Raw genomic sequence first — 18,451 nt, 5'->3', positions numbered from 1 at the left:
TGATGAGGGCGCGCATCGCCGGGCGGCCCTAGCAACTGCTGGGTTGACGTAACTCTCCGTTGGTGTAACTATGGGATACAGTTAAACGGTTCCATCGAGGAGAGGCAGTGACGACGATGTCCGCAGCCGTGACACCAGCCGTCGATCCCGATCTTGAAAAGGCGCAGGAGTACGCCGCGAAGCTGCTGCTGCTCTCCGAGGGATCGGTCAACAAGCACTTCGATCCCTTCGAAGACATCGACTGGGACAACCCCGACTTCGCCGCCGACGCCGGCGAGGAGCGCTGGATTCTGCCCGTGTCCGCCGACACGGTGGCGCGCCACCCCTGGTATCAGGCGTTGTCGACCGAGCAGAAGATCGCGGTCGGCAAGTACCGGCAGGCGAACATCGCCAAGGTCGGCCTGCAGTTCGAGTCGATCCTGATCAGCGGCATGGTCATCCACAACTTCGGCCTGCCCAACGGCTCGCCGGAGTTCCGGTACTGCTCCCACGAGATGATCGAGGAGCACAACCACACCCTGATGTTCCAGGAGATGGTCAACCGGATCGGCTTGGACGTGCCCGGCATGGGCCCGCTGGTCAGCAAGTTCAAGTACCTGGGCGCGCCCGTGGCGGCCTGGTTCCCGAATCTGTTCTTCATGGCCGTGCTGGCCGGTGAGGAGCCGATCGACCACATCCAGAAGCAGATCTTGCGCTCGGGCGAAGAGGTGCACCCGATCATGCGCGGCGTGATGGCCATTCACGTCGCCGAAGAGGCGCGGCACATCTCCTTCGCGCACGAGTTCCTGAAGAACCATGTGCCGGAAGCGAAGCCGGCGCAGAAGTTCATCCTCTCGCTGGCCATGCCGATCGTCATGCGGATTCTCGGCCGCTCGATCGTCACGCCGCCGCGGTCGTTCTTCGCCGAGTTCGACATCCCGGAGAAGGTCCGCAAGGAGCTGTTCTACGGCTCGCCGGAGGCCAAGCAGGTCTTCAGCGATTACTTCTGTGACGTGCGCGCCCTGGCCAAGGACATCGGATTGATGAACCCGGTCGCCAAGGCGGTCTGGAAGGCGCTCGGCATCGACGGTCCCAGCACTCGGTACCGGTCGGAACCGCTGCGCGCCGCGAACAAGGTCGCCTGAGTCGCATGCCGTACGTCGTCACCCAATCCTGTTGCAGCGACGCGTCCTGCGTGTACGCCTGCCCGGTCAACTGCATCCATCCCACGCCCGACGAACCGGACTTCCGGACGGCGGAGATGCTGTACGTCGACCCGCAGGCGTGCGTGGACTGCGGCGCCTGCGCCACCGCGTGCCCGGTCGACGCCATCGTGTCATCGAAGAAGCTGACCGCTGAGCAGAAGCCGTTCATCGAGATCAACGCCGATTTCTACCGGCAGGCGCGACCGCGCCCCCTGCTGGCGCGACCGGTGCCCGCGGCACGGATCCACACCGAGCGCACGCCGCTGCGGGTGGCGATCGTTGGGTCGGGTCCTTCGGCGATGTACGCCGCCGACGAACTGCTGACCCAGCCCGAGGTGTCGGTGACGGTGTTCGACCGGCTGCCGGTGCCATACGGGCTGGCCAGGCACGGCGTCGCACCGGACCACGACAAGACCCGCAAGGTCGGCGAGCTGTTCGACGTCATCGCGGCGCAGCCGGGGTTCCGTTCGTACTTGAACGTGGATGTGGGCGCCCACGTTTCGCATGCCGAGCTGCTCGAGCACTTCCACGCCGTGATCTACGCCGTCGGCGCGTCGTCGGATCGCAAGCTCGGCATCCCGGGTGAGGGCTTGGCGGGCAATGTCTCGGCCACCGACTTCGTCGCCTGGTACAACGGTCATCCCGACTACGTCGACCGTGCCTTCGACCTGTCCGGCCGGCGTGCCGTGATCGTCGGCAACGGCAATGTCGCGCTCGACGTCGCGCGCGTCCTCACCAGCGACCCGGCGACGCTGACCGGCACCGACATCGCGCCCTACGCATTGCGGGCGTTGCGCGAGAGCAAGGTCGAGGAGGTGGTCGTGCTCGGGCGGCGCGGTCCGCTCGAATCCGCTTTCACAGTGCCGGAGTTCGTCGGCTTGCTCGGATGCGACGTGGACATCGTGATCGAGGGTGAGCTGCCCGAACTCGGCGCGGAACTGCCGTTCCATGTCGAACAGAAGCTGCGGCTGCTGCACAGTGTGCGCACCCGGCCGGTGGGGCAACGCAAGCGCATCGTGTTCCGCTATCTGGCCGCGCCCACCGAGATCCTCGGCACCGATCGGGTGACCGGTCTCGCAATCGGCCGCACCGAGCTGGTCACCGATCCGGACGGCCGCATCAGCGCCGTCGGGGCCGGGCAGACCGATCGGCTCGACGCGGGCCTGGTGCTCACCTCGGTCGGCTACCGCGGCGTGGCGGTGCCGGGCCTTCCGTTCGACGAGCAGGCCGCGGTGATCCCGAACCAGGACGGCCGGGTGCTGGAGCGCTCGGGCGGCGCCGTGGTCACCGGCACCTATGTGACCGGCTGGATCAAGCGCGGGCCCACCGGCTTCATCGGGACCAACAAGTCCTGCGCGCAGGAGACGGTGCGGCAGTTGGCCGCCGACTTCAACGCGGGCCGCCTGACCGAACCCGTCGGCAGCGCGGCGGAACTCGATCGGCTGGTGCGGCTGCGGCAGCCCGCGGTGCGGGCCGGGGGAGCGGTGGAAGCTCGCCCAGGCCGGGTCCGCCGCTTGCTGGCGCGCGCCTGACGAACCCCGCCTCGGGATACCCCGGCCGCGCCGGTATCCCGAGGCGGTCCCACGTCCAGAGGTCACCGTGCGGTGAAGCCGCCGTCGATGGCGAGTGCCGCACCCGTGACGAAACTGGCTTCACCGCTGAGCAAATAGGCGCAGAACGAGGCGATCTCCTCCGGCGTCGCGATGCGGCCGAGCGGGTGCAGCGCCGCGATGGCAGCCACTCCTTCGGGCGTCGCGCCCATCGAATTACGGAACGCCGGGGTGTCGACCGCCCCGGAGACCAGTGCGTTCACCCGCACTCCCTGATCGGCGGCTTCGAGCGCCACCGCACGCGTCAAGCCGACCACTCCGTGTTTGGCGGCGACGTACGGCGCCACCGAGCCCATGCCCACCACACCCAGATTCGACGCGTTGTTCAGGATCGCGCCGCCGCCGGAGGCCGACAGCGCGGGAACCTGATGCCGCAGGCCGTAGAACACGCTGGTGAGATTGAGCTCGAGATCGGCGCGCCAATCCGCCTCGTCGATCTCCGCGACCGGGCCGAAGGCGTGCACCGCGCCCGCGTTGTTGAACGCGGCGTCCAGGCGGCCGAATTCGGATACCGCGGCGTCGGTCAACCGGGCCACGTCCTGTTCCACCGTGACGTCGGTCGGCACGAACAGCGCGCGCCCGCCGGCCGCGCGGATGTCGGCGGCCACCTGCTCACCCGCGTCCTTGCCGCGTGCGCCGAGCACGACCGCGGCGCCTTCGCCCGCGACCCGCAGCGCGACGGCCTTGCCCACGCCCGAGGTCGCGCCGGTGACCAAGACGACCTGCTCCGCGAACCGTGTTGCCATCGTTCGATTTCCTCTCACTCTCGCGATCGCACCTCCGTGGTGTGACCCGATGTCGAGTCAAGCCGGACGCGAACGAGGGTGCTGGCGGTAATCGGACATCTAGTTGATGTGTCAATTGAATGCCGTCTCGTGGTGGCGTGCCGAGATGCACGGATTTGGCAAGGGTTTGGTTACCTACCGGTGGGTGTCCGTCGAGCGGTGTGCTTTCGGTGGGGCAAACCGGCGAGCGGTCGGATTTTCTCCTCATATCGAGATCGCTGTATGGTAGCGGAAATGCTGTGGGCTCAGTCTGATTCGTGATGTCGAGCGGGCTGGACGCGGCCGTCCACTCGTATCTACCTGGCAATTCGGACGATTATTGCTATCGGTCGAACATTCCGTATCAATTGCGCATCCACGTCGATGCGAAACAGCTAACCTGTGGTGGCTGTTTGGAAGACGACCGCGGCCACAGGGGAACGCCATGTGATGGACGTGGTCACGGTGCGTTGACGGGATAGCGAATGACTACAGGTCTGGGTTTCAGCATCGGTGCAGTGAATTCCGTGACGGCTTCGGTCAGCGCGGATCGGCCACGACCGGCGGTGCGGTCTCGCCGCACCGCGGTGACCTTCGACAGCGCGGGTGGACTGCGCCTCGGCGGGATTCCGCAATTCAGCATGGCGGTCACGGATTTCGCCGATCTGAGCCGTGATCCGGAGGCCGTGATCGTCGGCGGCCGCATCTGGTCGCCGGCCAATCTCGTCGCCGCGGTGGTCAACGAGCTCAGGGCGGTCGAGCCGGACGCGTCCGAGGCGGGCGTCGTGACCACCTACCCGGCGGTGTATTCCGACAAGCAGATCGCGTTGTTGCGCCAGGCGCTGGACCTATCCGGGGCGAGCGACGTGCTGCTGGTGCCCGAGCCCGTCGCGGCGGCGGAATGGCTGGAACACGAGCACGGCCCGCTGGATACCGATTTCGTCTTGATCTACGACCTCGGCGGCACCAGCCTCGATGTGAGTGTCGTGCGCGTCGGGCCCGACTGGGACAACCATCCGATGATCGGGAAGCCGACGCGCTCCCACGATTTCGGCGGCAGGCCGCTGGGATCGATGATCGCGCGGTACGCCCCGGACGTCTCGCGCGCCGGACTGTCGATGACATCGATCGTCGACATCGACGGACTGCGTACCGCGCATGTGCAGGACTCGCTCCAATTGGTCCGCGACTGTGTGCGGGAAGCGGGCATCACGCTCTCCGATATCGGGCGTGTACTGCTGGTGGGAGGGGCGTCGCGGCCTGCGGAGGTAGCGCGCACGCTCGCCGAACTCGGCCGGCCCGTGCTGATTTCGGCCGATCCGGGGCAGACGATCGCCGCGGGCGCCGCGCTGATGGCGGCGCGCACCATGGCGCTCGGTGCGTCGGACCGCCGCGCCGCCGCGCCTCGCGTGGCGGTGTTCTCCAGTGCCGCGGTGGTCTCCGCGGTGGCCATGTCGGCCGTGACCGTCTTCGGCGGATCCATGGTTCCCGAGCTGGCGCCGATGCTCGAGCATCTTCCCCAAATCAGTTTCCCGACCGATAGTCTGCTGGTCGACGTCGGAAGCGAGCACCTCGCCGACGCCTGGTCCCGGATGGCCGTGCCCGCCGCATCGAACTCGGGCCGGGCGCTGCCCTCGCTGCTATCGCAGCCGACTTCCGCGTATACCCGATTCATCACACCTGTTCCGCGCAGCACCGGTTACGGTCCGTCGGTGGCCGAGTCCAGGATCGGCTCGCACCGGGATCCGCGAAACTGCTGCGCCCCTGGGGGCCTGCGCTACCGGGGATATGGCGATCCCGCCTATTTCGTGAATCCATTGCCGTTCGCTCCGGTGGTTCGTCCCGTGCCCGGAGACATCGTGCAGCCGCCCGTTCCCGGACCGGCTCCTGGTCTGCCGCTGCCGGGGCAGGCACCCGGGTCTGATCTGCCCGGACAGCCGCCCGCGCCGGGGCAGGTATCCGCTCCCTGGTCGGGCACGCCGGGCTCCGCCGGTCCGGTATCGCAGAACGGCTCGAAGCCTGCGGAGGGGACGGCGCCGGGGAGTTCTGCGGGCAGTCCGTCGACCGGAAGGTCGGACTCGCCGGGCGGCGGTACGGCAACGGGCGAGCACGGCGAACCCTCCGCATCGAATTCGTCCTCTTCCGGGCCGGCGAGCCCCGGGAGTTCCTCGTCCGTGGGGACCGACGGAACATCCACCTCGTCCGGCGGGAGCGCGTCGAGCGGTGGCTCGACGAACGATTCCACCGCGCACGAATCCTCCGACGACTCGCCGGGCGGGTCGACCGGTGGATCGTCGTGGGGAGGGTCCTCCGGGCACTCCACGACGCACGGATCGTCTTCGGCTGGGCCGGCCGGTAACTCGTCGTCGGACGGGTCGGCCGGTATTCCGTCGACCCATGGCTCGTCCGCCGGCGGCTCGGCTGACACTTCGTCGGCCCACGGCTCGGGGGCGTCGGCCGGTAATTCATCGAGCGGGCGGCCGGGCGGCGCGTCGTCGGCGGGCGGCCACTCGGGTGGGAACCCCTCGGGCGCTTCGTCGTTCGGCGGCTCGCCGGGCCGATCCGGCTCGATCGGTGGGTCGGCAGGCGGGTCGTCCAGAGGAGGCGCCGGAGGTGCGGGCGGTGTCGGCGGCGGAGGGCGCGGTCGATAGCGGCCCAGTCCCGGACGGTGAATTGCCCGGTGGCGGTGCGGGTCTGGTCGCGCCGGATTCGACGGCGGGTGCGGCGGCCGCGAGGCACAATGGGTTGATGGCATCCGGGGGTCCCCAGCTGATCGCGCTGGACGTAGACGGGACGCTGCTGGATACGGGAACACCGATCAGTGCGCGGGTGGTCGCGGCGGTGCGCGCGGCCGTGGCGGCGGGTGCGCATGTCGTGATCACCACGGGACGCACGCTGCTGACCACACGTCCGGTGCTCACCGAACTCGGTCTGCGCGACGGACATGCCCTCTGCTCGAACGGCGCAGTGCAGATCGACGTGGCCAGGGGCGAACCGGTGGCGATCCAGGCGTTCGACCCTGCGCCCGCGATCACCGCGCTGCGCGCGCTGTTTCCCGCGATGATCTTCGCCGTGGAGAAGGTCGGCATCGGCACCTGGGCCACCGGAGCGAGTCCCGGCGAATTCTCGCTCGGCGAGTATCTGCTCGTCGACCATCACGCGTTGAGCAGCGAACCGACCCCGCGACTGAACGGCTGGCTGCCGGATGGTTCGCTGGAGGAGATGTTGCTGGCGCTGCGGTCCTTGCGTGTGCCCGGCGCGAGCTGGGTGCACGGCGAGTTCGGGCCGTGGCTCACCGTCTGCCGTCAGGGCGTGTCGAAGGGTTGGGCGCTGGAACAGCTCCGCATCGCACTCGGTGTCCCGGACGAAGCGACGCTGGCCATCGGCGACGGCTACAACGATCGGGAAATGCTGCGCTGGGCGGCGCACTCGGTCGCGATGGCGAACGCGCCCACGGACGTTCGCGACCTGGCGGACGAAGTGACCGGCCACGTCTTGGACGACGGCGTCGCCACCGTCCTGGAACGCTGGTTCCGTCCCTGATCTTCCGATCGGGTCCGCTTCGAGCGGGACGCGCCCGGAGTGCGCGGCGTGGTGTCCGTCGAGAGGATACGGGCAGCACGCCGCCGTACTACTGCATTACGCGGGACCGGTCTCCGCGAGTATCTGGAGGTAGTGCGGGTTGGACATGAGGCCGAGGACGTTGCCGAACGGGTCCACAACGGCGGCGGTGACGAAGCCCTCTCCGTTGCCGCGCGGGGTGATGGGATCGTAGACGGTCGCGCCGAGTTCCAGCAGCCGGTCGAATGTCGCCCGCACGTCGTCGACGTGCCAGTTGACGATCGCGCCGCCGGGGGCGTTGCGCGCTCCGGCGGGCGCGTAGGCGCGGTTCACGATGCCGAATTCGTGCTGGTAGTCGCCGATGCGGAACTCGTAGTAGCCGTTGGGCACCTGGTAGTAGGGCTCGGCGCCGAAGAACCGCGCGTACCAGTCCTTGGCGGCCTCGAGGTCGTCGGCGTAGAAGGTGCTCGTCGCCATTCCGCGCAGCATGGTGGTCTCCTTCGAATCGTTCTCATCCGTACTCGTAGATCCATCATCCGAGTAAAAGTGCGCACCGAATGAGCACTTTTGACGGAAGAATTGGGCGTATGCGAGCGGACCGATTGGTGGCGATCCTGCTGATGATGCAGACCCGAGGGCGGGTGACGGCCGCGCAGGTCGCGGCGGAGCTCGAGACCTCGGTCGCCACCGCGCGCCGGGATCTCGAGGCGCTGTCGGCCGCAGGGGTGCCGGTGTATCCGCAGCCGGGGCGTGGCGGCGGCTGGTCGCTGGTGGGCGGTGCGCGCACGGATCTGACCGGGCTGACGGCGGGCGAGGCGCGGGCGCTGTTCCTCTTGGCGGGTCCCTCCGCGGGCGCGGTGCCGGAAGCCAAGTCGGCGCTGCGCAAGCTGGTGCGCGCGCTGCCGCAGACCTTTCGCGGCGAAGCGGAGGCGGCGGCCGATGCGGTGGTGATCGATCCCGCGCGCTGGGGTGCGACCGATCGCGAGCTGCCCCCGCTGGTGTCGCTGCTGCAACGCGCTGTCGTGCAGCGGGAAAAGGTCCGGCTGCGCTATGCGAACCGGACCGGAAAGCGGTCCGAGCGTCTCGTCGATCCCTGGGGCCTGGCCGACAAGGACGGTGTCTGGTACCTGATAGCCGGAACCGAGCGGGGTCAGCGGACTTTTCGCGTCGATCGGATCTCCGAGGCGTCTTGCACCGGTCAACCGGCCCACCGCCCAGCGGATTTCGATCTCGCCGGCGCCTGGGAACAGGTGGTCGAGGAGATGGAGCAGCGGCGCGCGACCCTCGCCGCCACCGTGTTGATCTCCGAGCGTCTGTTGCCGATCCTGCATGACCAGCAGGGGCGGAACTGTGTTGTGGACGGTCCGGTTGCCGACGGCCGCATCCAGGTTCGCGTCACCGCTCCCACCGCCTGGATGCTGGCCCAGCAGCTGGCGGGCTGGGGCGCCTCGATCGAGGTCCTCGGCCCGCCCGAGGTCCGCGCCGAATTGGCCGGCCTCGGCGCCGAACTGGTCGAACGGTACGGATCGGACGGCCGGTCCGGCGCGGCACCATGACACTGTCCTGGGTAGATCGCAGGCATCGAATGCGGGTTGCTCCGCCGTCGCAGCGGACCCGGGTTCGGTCGCTGCCCGCGAGGGCCTGGCCGGAGACGGGGCGTGTCGTCCTCGAATACCGCCGTGATCCTGGAACGGAGCGGTGGCGTCGTTCGCCTCGATCGGCGCCCACAGCGCATTGCACTCGGTTGTCCGCCTTTCGAGATGTGGTGGAGGCACCCGACCGCCGGCGCCTCCGCCACGTGTCCGGTCAGCGCGACACGAGAACGTGTCCGGCCAGCGTGCGCACCATGTCCGAGGCGAGTACGGCGTGACCGCTCATGCTGAAGTGGATGAGGTCGGCGCTCATCAGGTCGGGCCGCAGGCGCAGCGGGTGGTCCCATAGTTCCAGCAGGAGCGCGTCGTAGCGGGCGGCCAGTTCGCGGACCAGGTCGTTGAGCGCGGCCATCCGGTCGCGCATCGGACGCATCGGCGCCATGCGCTCGATTTCCCAGACGTCGGCGAGGGTGAAGGTCACGATCTGCGCTCCGGTGCGGGCCAGCGTTCCGAACAGCGTGTCCAGGTTGGAACGCAATTCGGCGAGGTCGCCGCCCGGCAGGAACAGGTCGTTGCCGCCGCAGCTGAGATGCACGAGATCCGGACGGAATTCGAGTACGGAGGGCAACTGCTCGGCGATGACCTGGGCGGAGGTGGCGCCGATCCGGCCGGTGTTCAGGTAAGCCAGATCCGGGCGAACCGAAGTGAGCACGGCCGCGACGCGGTCGGCCCAGCCCGCGAATTCGTAACCCGGGCTCGGATCGCCGACGCCCTGCGCGATGGAGTCGCCGAGCACCGCGTAGCGCTGCCACGGGGCGGCGGCGAGCAGACGCCGCTGTTCCGCGGGCGGCAGCAGCAGCGGATCGTTCTCTTCGGTACGAATATCGTTGTCGCTCACGCTGATTCCTAGTTGTCGACGGAGAAGGACGGAGTGCGGGCCGGTAGCGCCGCCAGGCAAGCGGCCACGGCGGCGATGCCCGCGCACACGGCGAAGACGATGTGGAACGCGCCGAGTGGATCGTCGGGACGCGCCGCGAACACGGCGGCGAGCACGGCCACGCCGAGCGCCCCGCCTACTTGCCGCGCGGTCAGATTCATGCCGGTGCCTGCGGCGAACTGCTGCGGCGGAAGAGCACCGGCCGCCGCGGTGCCCAGCACCGTGACGACGAAACCGATGCCGCCGCCGCCGAGCACACCGGCCGGAATCCACGCCGACCACAGGGCTGGAGTGGCGCCGAAGGCATCCGTGCTCATCCACGCGGTGCACGCCACGAACATCAGCGCACCGAGCACGCCGAGCCACCGCCTGGCCGTCGCCGAGCCGATCCGGCCCGCGACGGTCGCTGTCACCATCGACGCGACCGCTCCGATGGTCATGGCTCCTGCGGAGCCGAGCACCGAGTAGTCCCAGATCGCGTCCAGGAACAGCGGTCCCGACAGCAGCCAGGCGAACATGGCCGCGCCGAAGACGAACGAGGTGGCGTTGGCCAGCGCGTAGGACTTGCTGCGCCACAGGTCGACCGCGATCGCGGGTTCGTGATGGCGCGCCGAACGGATGAGGGCGGCCACGACCAGCAGTCCGCCGCCGATCAGCGCGGTCAGTGTCCCCGCCGAGGTCCACCCCCAGCGCTGCCCTTCGGTGACGCCCGCGACCAGCCCGCCCAGCCCGAGCGCCAACCGCGAGGGTGCCGAGCGGATCCGGCAGCGCACCGCCGGATCGACGGTCGTCGGGGGCCGGAACGCGCGCCGCCGCCATGATGAGCAGCAGGGCCACCGGAACGTTGATGACGAAAACCGCCCGCCAGTCGAATCCTTCGACCAGCGCGCCACCGAGTGCGGGACCGACGACCGCGGCGAACCCGCCCGCGGCCGACCAGGCTCCGATGGCCGCGCCGATCTTCTCCCGCGGCGTGGCGGCGAGCACCAAGCCGAGAGCGGACGGCACCATCAGCGCCGCCGCGCCGCCTTGCAGCACCCGGCCCGCGATGAGCCAGCCCGCTGTCGGGGCGAGCCCGCACAGCAGGGAGGTGAGGGCGAAACCGGCCAGCGCGCCGAGGAACAGCCTGCGGCGGCCGAGCGCGTCGGCGAGACGTCCGGCCGGGGTGAGCAACGCGGCGAAAGCGACCGCGTAGCCGCTGACGACCCAGGTCAGCGCGGCGGTCGCCGTGCCGGGGTAGTCCCTGGCGATCGACGGGAAGGCGATATTGACGACGGAGAGATCGAGAAAGGCGATGAAGGCGGCGCCGCAGGCGATCAGCAAGGTGCGCGTGGCCGCGGTCGCGGTCGGTGGGCTGTCGAGCCGCACGGACGCGTCGGTCATGGGGAAGTCCTTAGTAGATGATACAAAACGCACGATCGTTCGTTCAATTAAAATACGACCATACGTTCGTATGTGCAATAGCGAAGTGGGAGAATGACCTCATGACCGAGTCCGTCACCACACGTGACCAGCCGCGCGGCACCGATCAGCGCCTGGCCAAGGGCGCGCGGGCGCGTGCGTCGATCGCCCGCCACGCCGCCGACGTAGCGTCTGTCGAGGGCCTCACCGGCCTCAGCATCGGCCGCTTGGCCACCGACCTGGGACTCAGCAAGAGCGGCATCGCCACCCTTTTCGGCAGCAAGGAGAGCCTGCAGATCGCGGCGGTGAAGTCCGCGCGGCAGGTCTTCATCGATGAAGTCATCACGCCGAGCCTGAGCGAGCCGGCCGGACTACCGCGCCTGCGCGCCCTGGTCGAGCGCTGGCTGGGTCAGGTGGCCGACCCGGCATTCCCCGGCGGGTGCTTCCGCGTCGCGACCCTCGCCGAGTTCGACAGCAGGCCGGGACCCGTGCGTGACGCCATCGCCGAAGACCGCGGGGACTGGCTCGCGTTCCTGATCAAGGAGATTCGCCGGGCACAGGACCAGGGCCATTTCGGTGCGCGCAGCGCCGACGCCGTCGCGTTCGAACTGGACGCGGTGATCGCCGCGGCGCACACGGCGCGGCAGATGGGTGACGAGTGGGGCGTCACTACCGCGCGCCACCTCGTGGCGGATCTGCTCGGCCCGGGCGACTAGTCGGCCGGTGAACCGTTGACCAGGTAGTCCAGGTAGGAACCCGGGACCGGGGACAGCTCCACGCCTTCGGCGTCCACGATGTGCGGCCGGATGGTGCCGGTGGGCGTGATCTCGGGGCTTTCGATCAGCACCGTGGTCGCTACCGGAAGGGCGAAGAACTGCACCGCGAACGGCATGGCGGTGGCCAGCTCCAGCAGGGTGGTGTAGTACGACGACCGGTGCGCGTGGTCTTCGAAGCATTCCACCGACCAACCGGAGGACTCGGAGTCGTCCGGCTCGGTGCGCGCCAGCACCAGGACCGGTGATTCGAGTCCGCACGACGAGATGGTGACTCGCTGGTCCTCGCCGGGAAAGTCGAGGCGATCGGTGAGGCCGACCCCGGCCGCCACTTCGCGCTGGTACCACACATCGCGCAGGGTGCGGTCGATCTGCTCGGCCCAGGTCTGCGCGTCGGTGCGTTCGGCCAGCCCCAATGTGCCGTCGTCGCGACCGCGCACCCGGACCAGATTCCAGCCGATCCGGATCGTCTCGCCGGGGTGGTAGCGCGTGCCCGCCGCGACGGTGGACTCCAGATACGACAGCAGCCAGTTCTCCATGCCGGGCAGCCGCGGCTCGGTGAAGAGAATGGTGAACTCGGGATGTCCGTGGCTGGCGCAGGAGGTGGTGCGGAACGACTCGGCCATGCCACGTTCCTAGCACGCGACAGCGTCACGCGGGCGCGCCCGCCCGGGAACCGCCGCGAACGCCCGGTCAGGCCGAGAGCGCGCGAGTATCCGCGATCGCCGCGTGATAGCGATCCAGGATGACCTCGGTGAGGGCCGGATGCGCGCCGAGCACATCGGCGTGGATCGCCTCCGGCGCCGCGTCGACGAGGCGATCGGTCAGTAATCCGGGTGCGAGGAACCAGGGAGCGACCAGCACGTGCTCGGCGCCGCGAGCGTGCAGTCGCGAAATCGCCTCGGTGACCGACGGTTCGGTGGTCGCGAAGCAGATCTCGGTGCGCCAGCCGGTGCGGTCGGCCAGGCGGGTGGCCACCTCGGCGGTCCGGGCGTTGGCCGCCGCCGACGACGATCCGACCGCCGCGACCGCGACGCCAAGGCGCCGATCCGTGAAGCGGCGCCCGGCGCCGGCGGCGAGGACACGGTCGCGCAGCGCACCGACCAGTCCGGCGTCCACGCCGAGCACGTCGGCCTGGGTCAGGCGCAACCCGAGATGGCGCGCGCGGGCCGCGGCGAGCAGGCCGGGCAGATCGACCCTGGCGTGGAAGGCGCTGCCGAGCAGCAGCGGCGTCACCACCGCGTGCGTGTGCCCGTCAGCGGCGACGGCATCCACCACCTGTTCGACCGACGGGGCGGTGAGATCGAGGAACGCCGTCCTGACGTCGAGGTCCGGACGAGCGGCGGCGACGGCGCCGACCACCTCCGCGACGGTTGCAGCCGACCGCGGATCGCGGCTGCCGTGGGCCACCGCGATCAGCGCGGGCGGTCGCGCCGGGCTGCCGTCGAGCCCAGGGGCGCTCCGGGAAGTCGCGCAGCCCGGACCGCCCGCCGGGGCGACAGCGCCCAGGACCGGCGGGGCGCCGAACACGGCTCGCGACACCGCCATGTCAGGCCCCGGTACCGACCTCGACGGCGGTCAGCACGTCACCGACCAGACCGGCCGCCAGCGTGTTGCCGCCCGCCGGATCGATCAGCAGGAAGCTGCCGGTGTGCCGGTTGGCTCGGTAGTCGTCGGCCGCGATCGGCTCGGCGACCCGCACCGAGATGCGCCCGATGTCGTTGAGCTCCAGCGACTCCGGGTTCGGGTCGGCCGCGAGGCGCTGCTCGTCGAAGCGCTCCAGCAGCGCGCCGACGATCGCCTGGGTGGTCCGGGTGCCGTGCTTGAGCAGCAGCCGCGCACCGGGGCGCAGCGGCTTGTCACCCAGCCAGCACACGGTGGCGTCGAAGGTGTCGATCGGCTCGGGCGCGTCGGCGGCCGCGGCGATGATGTCGCCCCGCGAGATGTCGACCTCGTCGGCCAGGATCAGCGTGACGCTGCGTCCGGCCTGCGCCACCGCCAGCTCGCCGTCGGGGGTGTCGATCCGCTCCACGGTCGTGCGGATGCCCGACGGCAGCACCACGACCTCGTCGCCGGGAGCGACCGCGCCCGCCGCGATCTGTCCCGCGTAGCCCCGGTAGTCCGGGTGCTCGGCGGTGCGCGGCCGGATCACGTACTGCACCGGGAACCGCAGGCCCAGCTCGTGATCGCCGGTGCTGTCGGCGTCGACCGGCACCGATTCCAGGTGCTCGATCAGCGACGGACCGTCGTAGTACGGGGTGTTGTCCGACCGGGTGGCGATGTTGTCGCCGTGCAGCGCCGAGACCGGGATCTCCAGCACGTCCTCGCTCGACCAGCCCAGCGTGCTGGTGAGCTCGTTGAACTCCGCGGAGATGGCGGCGAACACCGCGGCGGCGTCGTCCACCAGATCGATCTTGTTCACCGCGAGCACCAGCTTCGGCACACCGAGCAGCGCGAGCACGGCGGCGTGCCTGCGGGTTTGCTCGATGACGCCCTTGCGCGCGTCGACGAGCAGGATCACCAGCTGCGCGGTGGACGCGCCGGACACGGTGTTGCGGGTGTACTGCACGTGCCCGGGGGTGTCCGCGAGCACGAACGAGCGGCGCGGAGTGGCGAAGTAGCGGTAGGCGACATCGATGGTGATGCCCTGTTCGCGTTCCGCGCGCAACCCGTCCACGAGCAGCGAGAGATCCGGGGTGGCGAGACCTTTGTCCACCGACGCGCGGGTGACGGCGTCGATCTGGTCGGCCAGAACGGATTTCGTGTCGTAGAGCAGGCGTCCGACCAGAGTGGACTTGCCGTCGTCGACAGAACCGGCGGTGGCCAGCCTCAATAGGTCGGACATGTCAGAAATAACCCTCTCGTTTGCGGTCTTCCATCGCGGCTTCGGAGACGCGGTCGTCGCCGCGGGTCGCGCCACGTTCGGTCAGTCGGGACGCAGCGACCTCGGCGAGAATCGCCTCGTTGTCGGCCGCGTCGGAAAGCACGGCGCCGGTGGAGGATCCGTCGCCCACGGTGCGGTACCGCACCGACCTGGTCTCCAGCACCTCGTCCTCACGCGGGCCGCCCCACACGCCGGGCGTCATCCACATGCCGTCGCGCAGGTACACCGGACGCTCGTGCGCGTAGTAGATGCTCGCCAGGTCGATGTCCTCGCGGGCGATGTAGCGCCAGATGTCCAGCTCGGTCCAGTTGCTCAGCGGGAACACGCGCACGTGCTCGCCCGGCGCGTGGCGCCCGTTGTACAGGTTCCACAGCTCGGGGCGCTGTCGCTTCGGGTCCCACTGCCCGAAGGCGTTGCGCAGCGAGAAGATCCGCTCCTTGGCGCGCGAGCGCTCCTCGTCGCGACGGCCGCCGCCGAACACGGCGTCGAACCGATGCTCGCTGATCGCGTCCAGCAGCGGGACGGTCTGCAGCGGGTTGCGGATGCCGTCGGGGCGCTCGGTGAGCCTGCCGTCGGCCAGGTAGTCCTCCACCTTCGCCACGTGCAGGCGCAAGCCGTAGCGCTCGACCACCTTGTCCCGGAACTCGAGCACCTCGGGCAGGTTGTGCCCGGTGTCCACGTGCAGCAGCGCGAACGGCAGCGGCGCGGGCCAGAACGCCTTGAGCGCAAGATGCAGCAGCACGGTGGAGTCCTTGCCGCCGGAGAACAGGATCACCGGCCGCTCGAACTCGCCCGCCACCTCGCGGAAGATGTGGATCGCCTCGGATTCCAGCGCGGCGAGAGTGTCGAAATCGGTAATACCGAGCGAACGTTCGCTACGAATCGTTTCAGTCATGATTGGTGCAACCCGCATTCGGTCTTGGCGAGGCCGGCCCAACGGCCGCTTCTCGGATCGGCTCCCGGCTCCGGCTTCCGTGTGCACGGAGCGCAGCCGATGGACGGATACCCCTCCTCCACCAGGGGATTGACGAGGATGCCGTGCTTTTCGATGTAGTCCTGCATCTCGTCGTCCGACCACGGCGCGATCGGGTTGATCTTCACCAGGCCGAACGCCTCGTCGAACGAGATCAGCGGCGCGTTCGCCCGGGTCGGCGCCTCCACCCGGCGGATGCCGGTGACCCAGGCGTTGTAGCCCGCGAGCGACTTCTGCAACGGGACGACCTTGCGCAACCGGCAGCACTCGTTGGGCTCGCGGGCGAACAGATCCTTGCCCAGCAGCCGATCCTGTTCGGCAACGGAGTGTTCCGGCCGGACGTTGACCACGTTCACCCCGTACACGGCCTCCACCGCGTCCCGGGTGCCGATGGTCTCGGCGAAGTGGTAGCCGGTGTCCAGGAAGAGCACGTCGACGCCGGCGCGCACGCCCGCGGCCAGGTGCACCAGCACGCCGTCCTGCATGTTGGAGGCCACGATGTAGTTCGTGCCGAAGGTGTCCTCGGTCCACCGCAGGAGTTCGGTCGCCGAGGCGCCGTCGAGTTCGGCGGCGCCGCGCGCGGCGATGGCGCGGAGCTCGTCCTCGGACAGCTTTTCCGCGAGTTCGGTTGTCACAATTGATCTCCCGTCGACACTTATCTCAGGTCGGCCTCGTCGGCGCGGACCGCCCACTGGGCGAACCGTTCGCCGTCCGAACGTTGCTTGACGAAGTTGCGCACCACCCGGTCGATGTAGTCGCCGAGTTCCCCGGTGGTCACTTTGTGCTGGCGCAGCTTGCGCCCGAACGCGCTGTCGAAGCCGAGGCTGCCGCCGAGGTGAACCTGGAATCCCTCCACCTGATTCCCGGTGCCGTCGTCGACCAGCTGGCCCTTGAACCCGATGTCGGCGATCTGCGAGCGGGCGCAGGAGTTCGGGCAACCGTTGATGTTGATCGTGATCGGGACATCCAGCTGCGCGTTCAGATCCGCCAGCCGTTCCTCCAGCTCCGGCACCAGCGCCTGGGAGCGCTTGCGCGTCTCGGCGAAGGAGAGTTTGCAGAACTCGATACCGGTGCAGGCCATCAGATTCCGCCGCCAGAGCGAGGGCCGCGCCTGCAGGCCGAGGGGTTCCAGCTCGTCGATCAGCGCGTCGACCTTGTCGTCGGGAACGTCGAGCACGATCAGCTTCTGGTACGGGGTGAACCGGACGCGATCGGAGCCGATCCGCTCGACCGCGTCGGCGACCTTGGTCAGGACGGTGCCCGACACCCGGCCCGCGATGGGGGAGAAGCCGACCGCGTTGAGTCCGTTGCGCAGCCGCTGCACGCCGACGTGGTCGATCGGCTTGGTCGGCTGCTCGGGCGCGGGGCCGTCGATCAACTTGCGCTTCAGGTACTCGTCCTCCAGCACCTGGCGGAACTTCTCGATGCCCCAGTCCTTGATCAGGAACTTCAGGCGCGCCTTGGTGCGCAGGCGGCGGTAGCCGTAGTCGCGGAACACCGATACGACGGCTTCCCACACGTCCGGCACCTCGTCCAGCGGCACCCACACGCCCACCCGCTTGGCGAGCATCGGGTTGGTGGACAGCCCGCCGCCGACCCACAGGTCCAGACCGGGGCCGTGCTCGGGATGCACGACACCGACGAACGCGACGTCGTTGATCTCGTGCACCACGTCCTGCTGGCCGGAGATCGCGGTCTTGAACTTGCGCGGCAGGTTGGAGTACTCCTTCTTGCCGATGTAGCGGCGCACGATCTCCTCGATCGCGGGCGTCGGGTCGATGACCTCGTCCAGCGACTCGCCGGCCAGCGGAGACCCGAGCACCACGCGCGGGCAGTCGCCGCACGCCTCGGTGGTCTTCAGGCCGACCGCCTCGATCCGCTTCCAGATCTCCGGGACGTTCTCCACCTCGATCCAGTGGTACTGCACGTTCTCCCGGTCGGACAGATCCGCGGTGTCGCGGGCGAACTCGGTGGAGATCCCGCCCAGCGTGCGCAGTTGCGCGACGTTCAGCGCGCCGGCGTCGCAGCGGATGCGCATCATGAAGTACTTGGCCTCGAGCAGATCGATGTTCTCGTCACCGGTCCAGGTGCCGTCGTAGCCCTGCTCGCGCTGGGTGTACAGACCCCACCAGCGGAACCGGCCGCGCAGGTCGCCTTTGTCGATGCCGTCGAAGCCGGTCTTGGCGTAGATGTTCTCGATGCGGGCGCGGACGTTGAGGGGGTTGTCGTCCTTCTTGGACTGCTCGTTCGGGTTCAGCGGCTCGCGGTAACCCAGCGCCCACTGACCCTCGGCCTTGCGGCGCACGGGCTTGCCGGTGCGCACGCGCGGTCCGGTCGTGGTCGCCTCGGGACGCGGCCGATCCGGGCGGACCCGGCGTTCGGAGGCCGGGCGTTCGGGGCGCGCGCGGCGCTCCGGCTGGGATTCGGGCGTGGGCTGATCGGTCGGACCGGCGTCGGTGCTCGACGTCATGGGGTCGCTCCTGCGGGGTGGGTGGTACATCCTGCTGAGGGGCGCGAGGGGCTGACTCACGCCTGCGGTGTCAGCGGGCCGATGAAGTCGGGATCGCCGGGGACCCGGGGATCGGGCGCGCTGAACTACCGGAGGGAACCGGGCAGACAGCAGGCGCTACAGACGCGCTTGTAATCGACGTGGCGACGGGCCACCAGTCGAATCTCCAAAGCGCGCATGCGGCCAATTGTGCCACGTCAGCGATGGCCTTCCGACCCTGCGTCCGGTATTTCCCGGGAATCTGCGGGAAATCCCCTGGACGT

17 protein-coding genes and 1 pseudogene are annotated in these 18,451 nt (G+C 69.2%); 6 read left to right on the top strand and 12 right to left on the bottom strand.

Annotated elements, in window-relative coordinates:
• Positions 1-107: 107 nt before the first annotated feature.
• Positions 108-1,124 (top strand): diiron oxygenase, encoded by a 1,017-nt coding sequence (locus tag ACIA5H_RS01970; RefSeq protein WP_379254702.1) that lies wholly within the window; start codon positions 108-110, stop codon positions 1,122-1,124.
• A 5-nt stretch (positions 1,125-1,129) separates the two neighbouring features.
• On the top strand, positions 1,130-2,716 hold the full coding sequence (locus ACIA5H_RS01965; RefSeq protein ID WP_397073216.1) for an FAD-dependent oxidoreductase: 1,587 nt from the start codon (positions 1,130-1,132) through the stop codon (positions 2,714-2,716).
• A gap of 62 nt (positions 2,717-2,778) precedes the next feature.
• Here the strand turns inward: ACIA5H_RS01965 and ACIA5H_RS01960 are convergent, their stop codons facing one another.
• A complete protein-coding gene (locus tag ACIA5H_RS01960; RefSeq protein ID WP_397073214.1) occupies positions 2,779-3,540 on the bottom strand; it encodes an SDR family NAD(P)-dependent oxidoreductase in 762 nt (253 codons plus the stop codon).
• A 536-nt stretch (positions 3,541-4,076) separates the two neighbouring features.
• Here ACIA5H_RS01960 and ACIA5H_RS01955 point away from each other — a divergent pair.
• Positions 4,077-6,209, top strand: a complete 2,133-nt coding sequence (locus tag ACIA5H_RS01955) for an Hsp70 family protein (RefSeq protein WP_397073212.1) — start codon at positions 4,077-4,079, stop codon at positions 6,207-6,209.
• Between the two features lie 97 nt (positions 6,210-6,306).
• Entirely contained in the window at positions 6,307-7,101 is a 795-nt protein-coding gene (locus ACIA5H_RS01950; protein WP_379254709.1) for an HAD hydrolase family protein, read from the top strand.
• A gap of 96 nt (positions 7,102-7,197) precedes the next feature.
• On the opposite strand, the gene ACIA5H_RS01945 is transcribed toward ACIA5H_RS01950, so the two are convergent.
• Positions 7,198-7,608: a VOC family protein gene (locus ACIA5H_RS01945; RefSeq protein WP_379254710.1), complete on the bottom strand. Its 411-nt coding sequence runs from the start codon at positions 7,606-7,608 to the stop codon at positions 7,198-7,200.
• Positions 7,609-7,706: 98 nt separating this feature from the next.
• On the opposite strand from ACIA5H_RS01945, the gene ACIA5H_RS01940 reads away from it, so the two are divergent.
• The gene (locus ACIA5H_RS01940; RefSeq protein ID WP_397073206.1) at positions 7,707-8,675 is read left to right on the top strand and encodes a helix-turn-helix transcriptional regulator; all 969 of its coding nucleotides are present in this window, start codon (positions 7,707-7,709) and stop codon (positions 8,673-8,675) included.
• Between the two features lie 250 nt (positions 8,676-8,925).
• Here ACIA5H_RS01940 and ACIA5H_RS01935 read toward each other — a convergent pair whose 3' ends face one another.
• The 3 genes and pseudogenes from ACIA5H_RS01935 to ACIA5H_RS01925 all read right to left on the bottom strand — a co-directional run.
• A complete protein-coding gene (locus ACIA5H_RS01935) occupies positions 8,926-9,609 on the bottom strand; it encodes an SGNH/GDSL hydrolase family protein (RefSeq protein ID WP_397073420.1) in 684 nt (227 codons plus the stop codon).
• Positions 9,610-9,617: 8 nt separating this feature from the next.
• Complete coding sequence (locus tag ACIA5H_RS01930) at positions 9,618-10,388, bottom strand: hypothetical protein (protein ID WP_397073434.1); 771 nt, start codon at positions 10,386-10,388, stop codon at positions 9,618-9,620.
• Between the two features lie 94 nt (positions 10,389-10,482).
• Positions 10,483-11,031, bottom strand: a pseudogene (locus tag ACIA5H_RS01925) (MFS transporter); the annotation flags it as partial.
• Positions 11,032-11,132: 101 nt separating this feature from the next.
• Between ACIA5H_RS01925 and ACIA5H_RS01920 the strand changes: the two are divergent.
• Complete coding sequence (locus ACIA5H_RS01920) at positions 11,133-11,765, top strand: TetR/AcrR family transcriptional regulator (protein WP_397073204.1); 633 nt, start codon at positions 11,133-11,135, stop codon at positions 11,763-11,765.
• On the opposite strand, the gene ACIA5H_RS01915 is transcribed toward ACIA5H_RS01920, so the two are convergent.
• From ACIA5H_RS01915 to ACIA5H_RS01885, 7 genes are all read right to left on the bottom strand, one after another.
• Positions 11,762-12,448: a hypothetical protein gene (locus ACIA5H_RS01915; RefSeq protein ID WP_397073202.1), complete on the bottom strand. Its 687-nt coding sequence runs from the start codon at positions 12,446-12,448 to the stop codon at positions 11,762-11,764. The two genes, ACIA5H_RS01920 and ACIA5H_RS01915, sit on opposite strands and share 4 nt — an antisense overlap.
• A 67-nt stretch (positions 12,449-12,515) precedes the next feature.
• Positions 12,516-13,370 carry a sirohydrochlorin chelatase gene (locus ACIA5H_RS01910; RefSeq protein WP_397073200.1) on the bottom strand — a complete coding sequence of 285 codons (855 nt, stop codon included), beginning with the start codon at positions 13,368-13,370 and terminating at the stop codon, positions 12,516-12,518.
• A 1-nt stretch (position 13,371) separates the two neighbouring features.
• A complete protein-coding gene (locus tag ACIA5H_RS01905; protein ID WP_355072416.1) occupies positions 13,372-14,667 on the bottom strand; it encodes a GTP-binding protein in 1,296 nt (431 codons plus the stop codon).
• Position 14,668: 1 nt separating this feature from the next.
• On the bottom strand, positions 14,669-15,601 hold the full coding sequence (cysD, locus tag ACIA5H_RS01900) for a sulfate adenylyltransferase subunit CysD (RefSeq protein WP_355072418.1): 933 nt from the start codon (positions 15,599-15,601) through the stop codon (positions 14,669-14,671).
• A complete protein-coding gene (locus tag ACIA5H_RS01895; protein ID WP_379254722.1) occupies positions 15,598-16,314 on the bottom strand; it encodes a phosphoadenylyl-sulfate reductase in 717 nt (238 codons plus the stop codon). Before ACIA5H_RS01895 ends, cysD begins: the two co-directional genes overlap by 4 nt.
• Before the next feature lie 20 nt (positions 16,315-16,334).
• Complete coding sequence (locus ACIA5H_RS01890) at positions 16,335-18,149, bottom strand: nitrite/sulfite reductase (RefSeq protein WP_397073196.1); 1,815 nt, start codon at positions 18,147-18,149, stop codon at positions 16,335-16,337.
• 125 nt (positions 18,150-18,274) lie between these two features.
• Positions 18,275-18,367, bottom strand: coding sequence for an Ms4527A family Cys-rich leader peptide (locus ACIA5H_RS01885; protein ID WP_350356343.1), 93 nt, complete (start codon positions 18,365-18,367; stop codon positions 18,275-18,277).
• Positions 18,368-18,451 lie beyond the last annotated feature (84 nt).

The organism is Nocardia sp. NPDC051900, assembly GCF_044452545.1.
Taxonomy (GTDB): domain Bacteria; phylum Actinomycetota; class Actinomycetes; order Mycobacteriales; family Mycobacteriaceae; genus Nocardia; species Nocardia sichangensis.
This window is presented reverse-complemented; position numbering and strand designations above follow the sequence as displayed.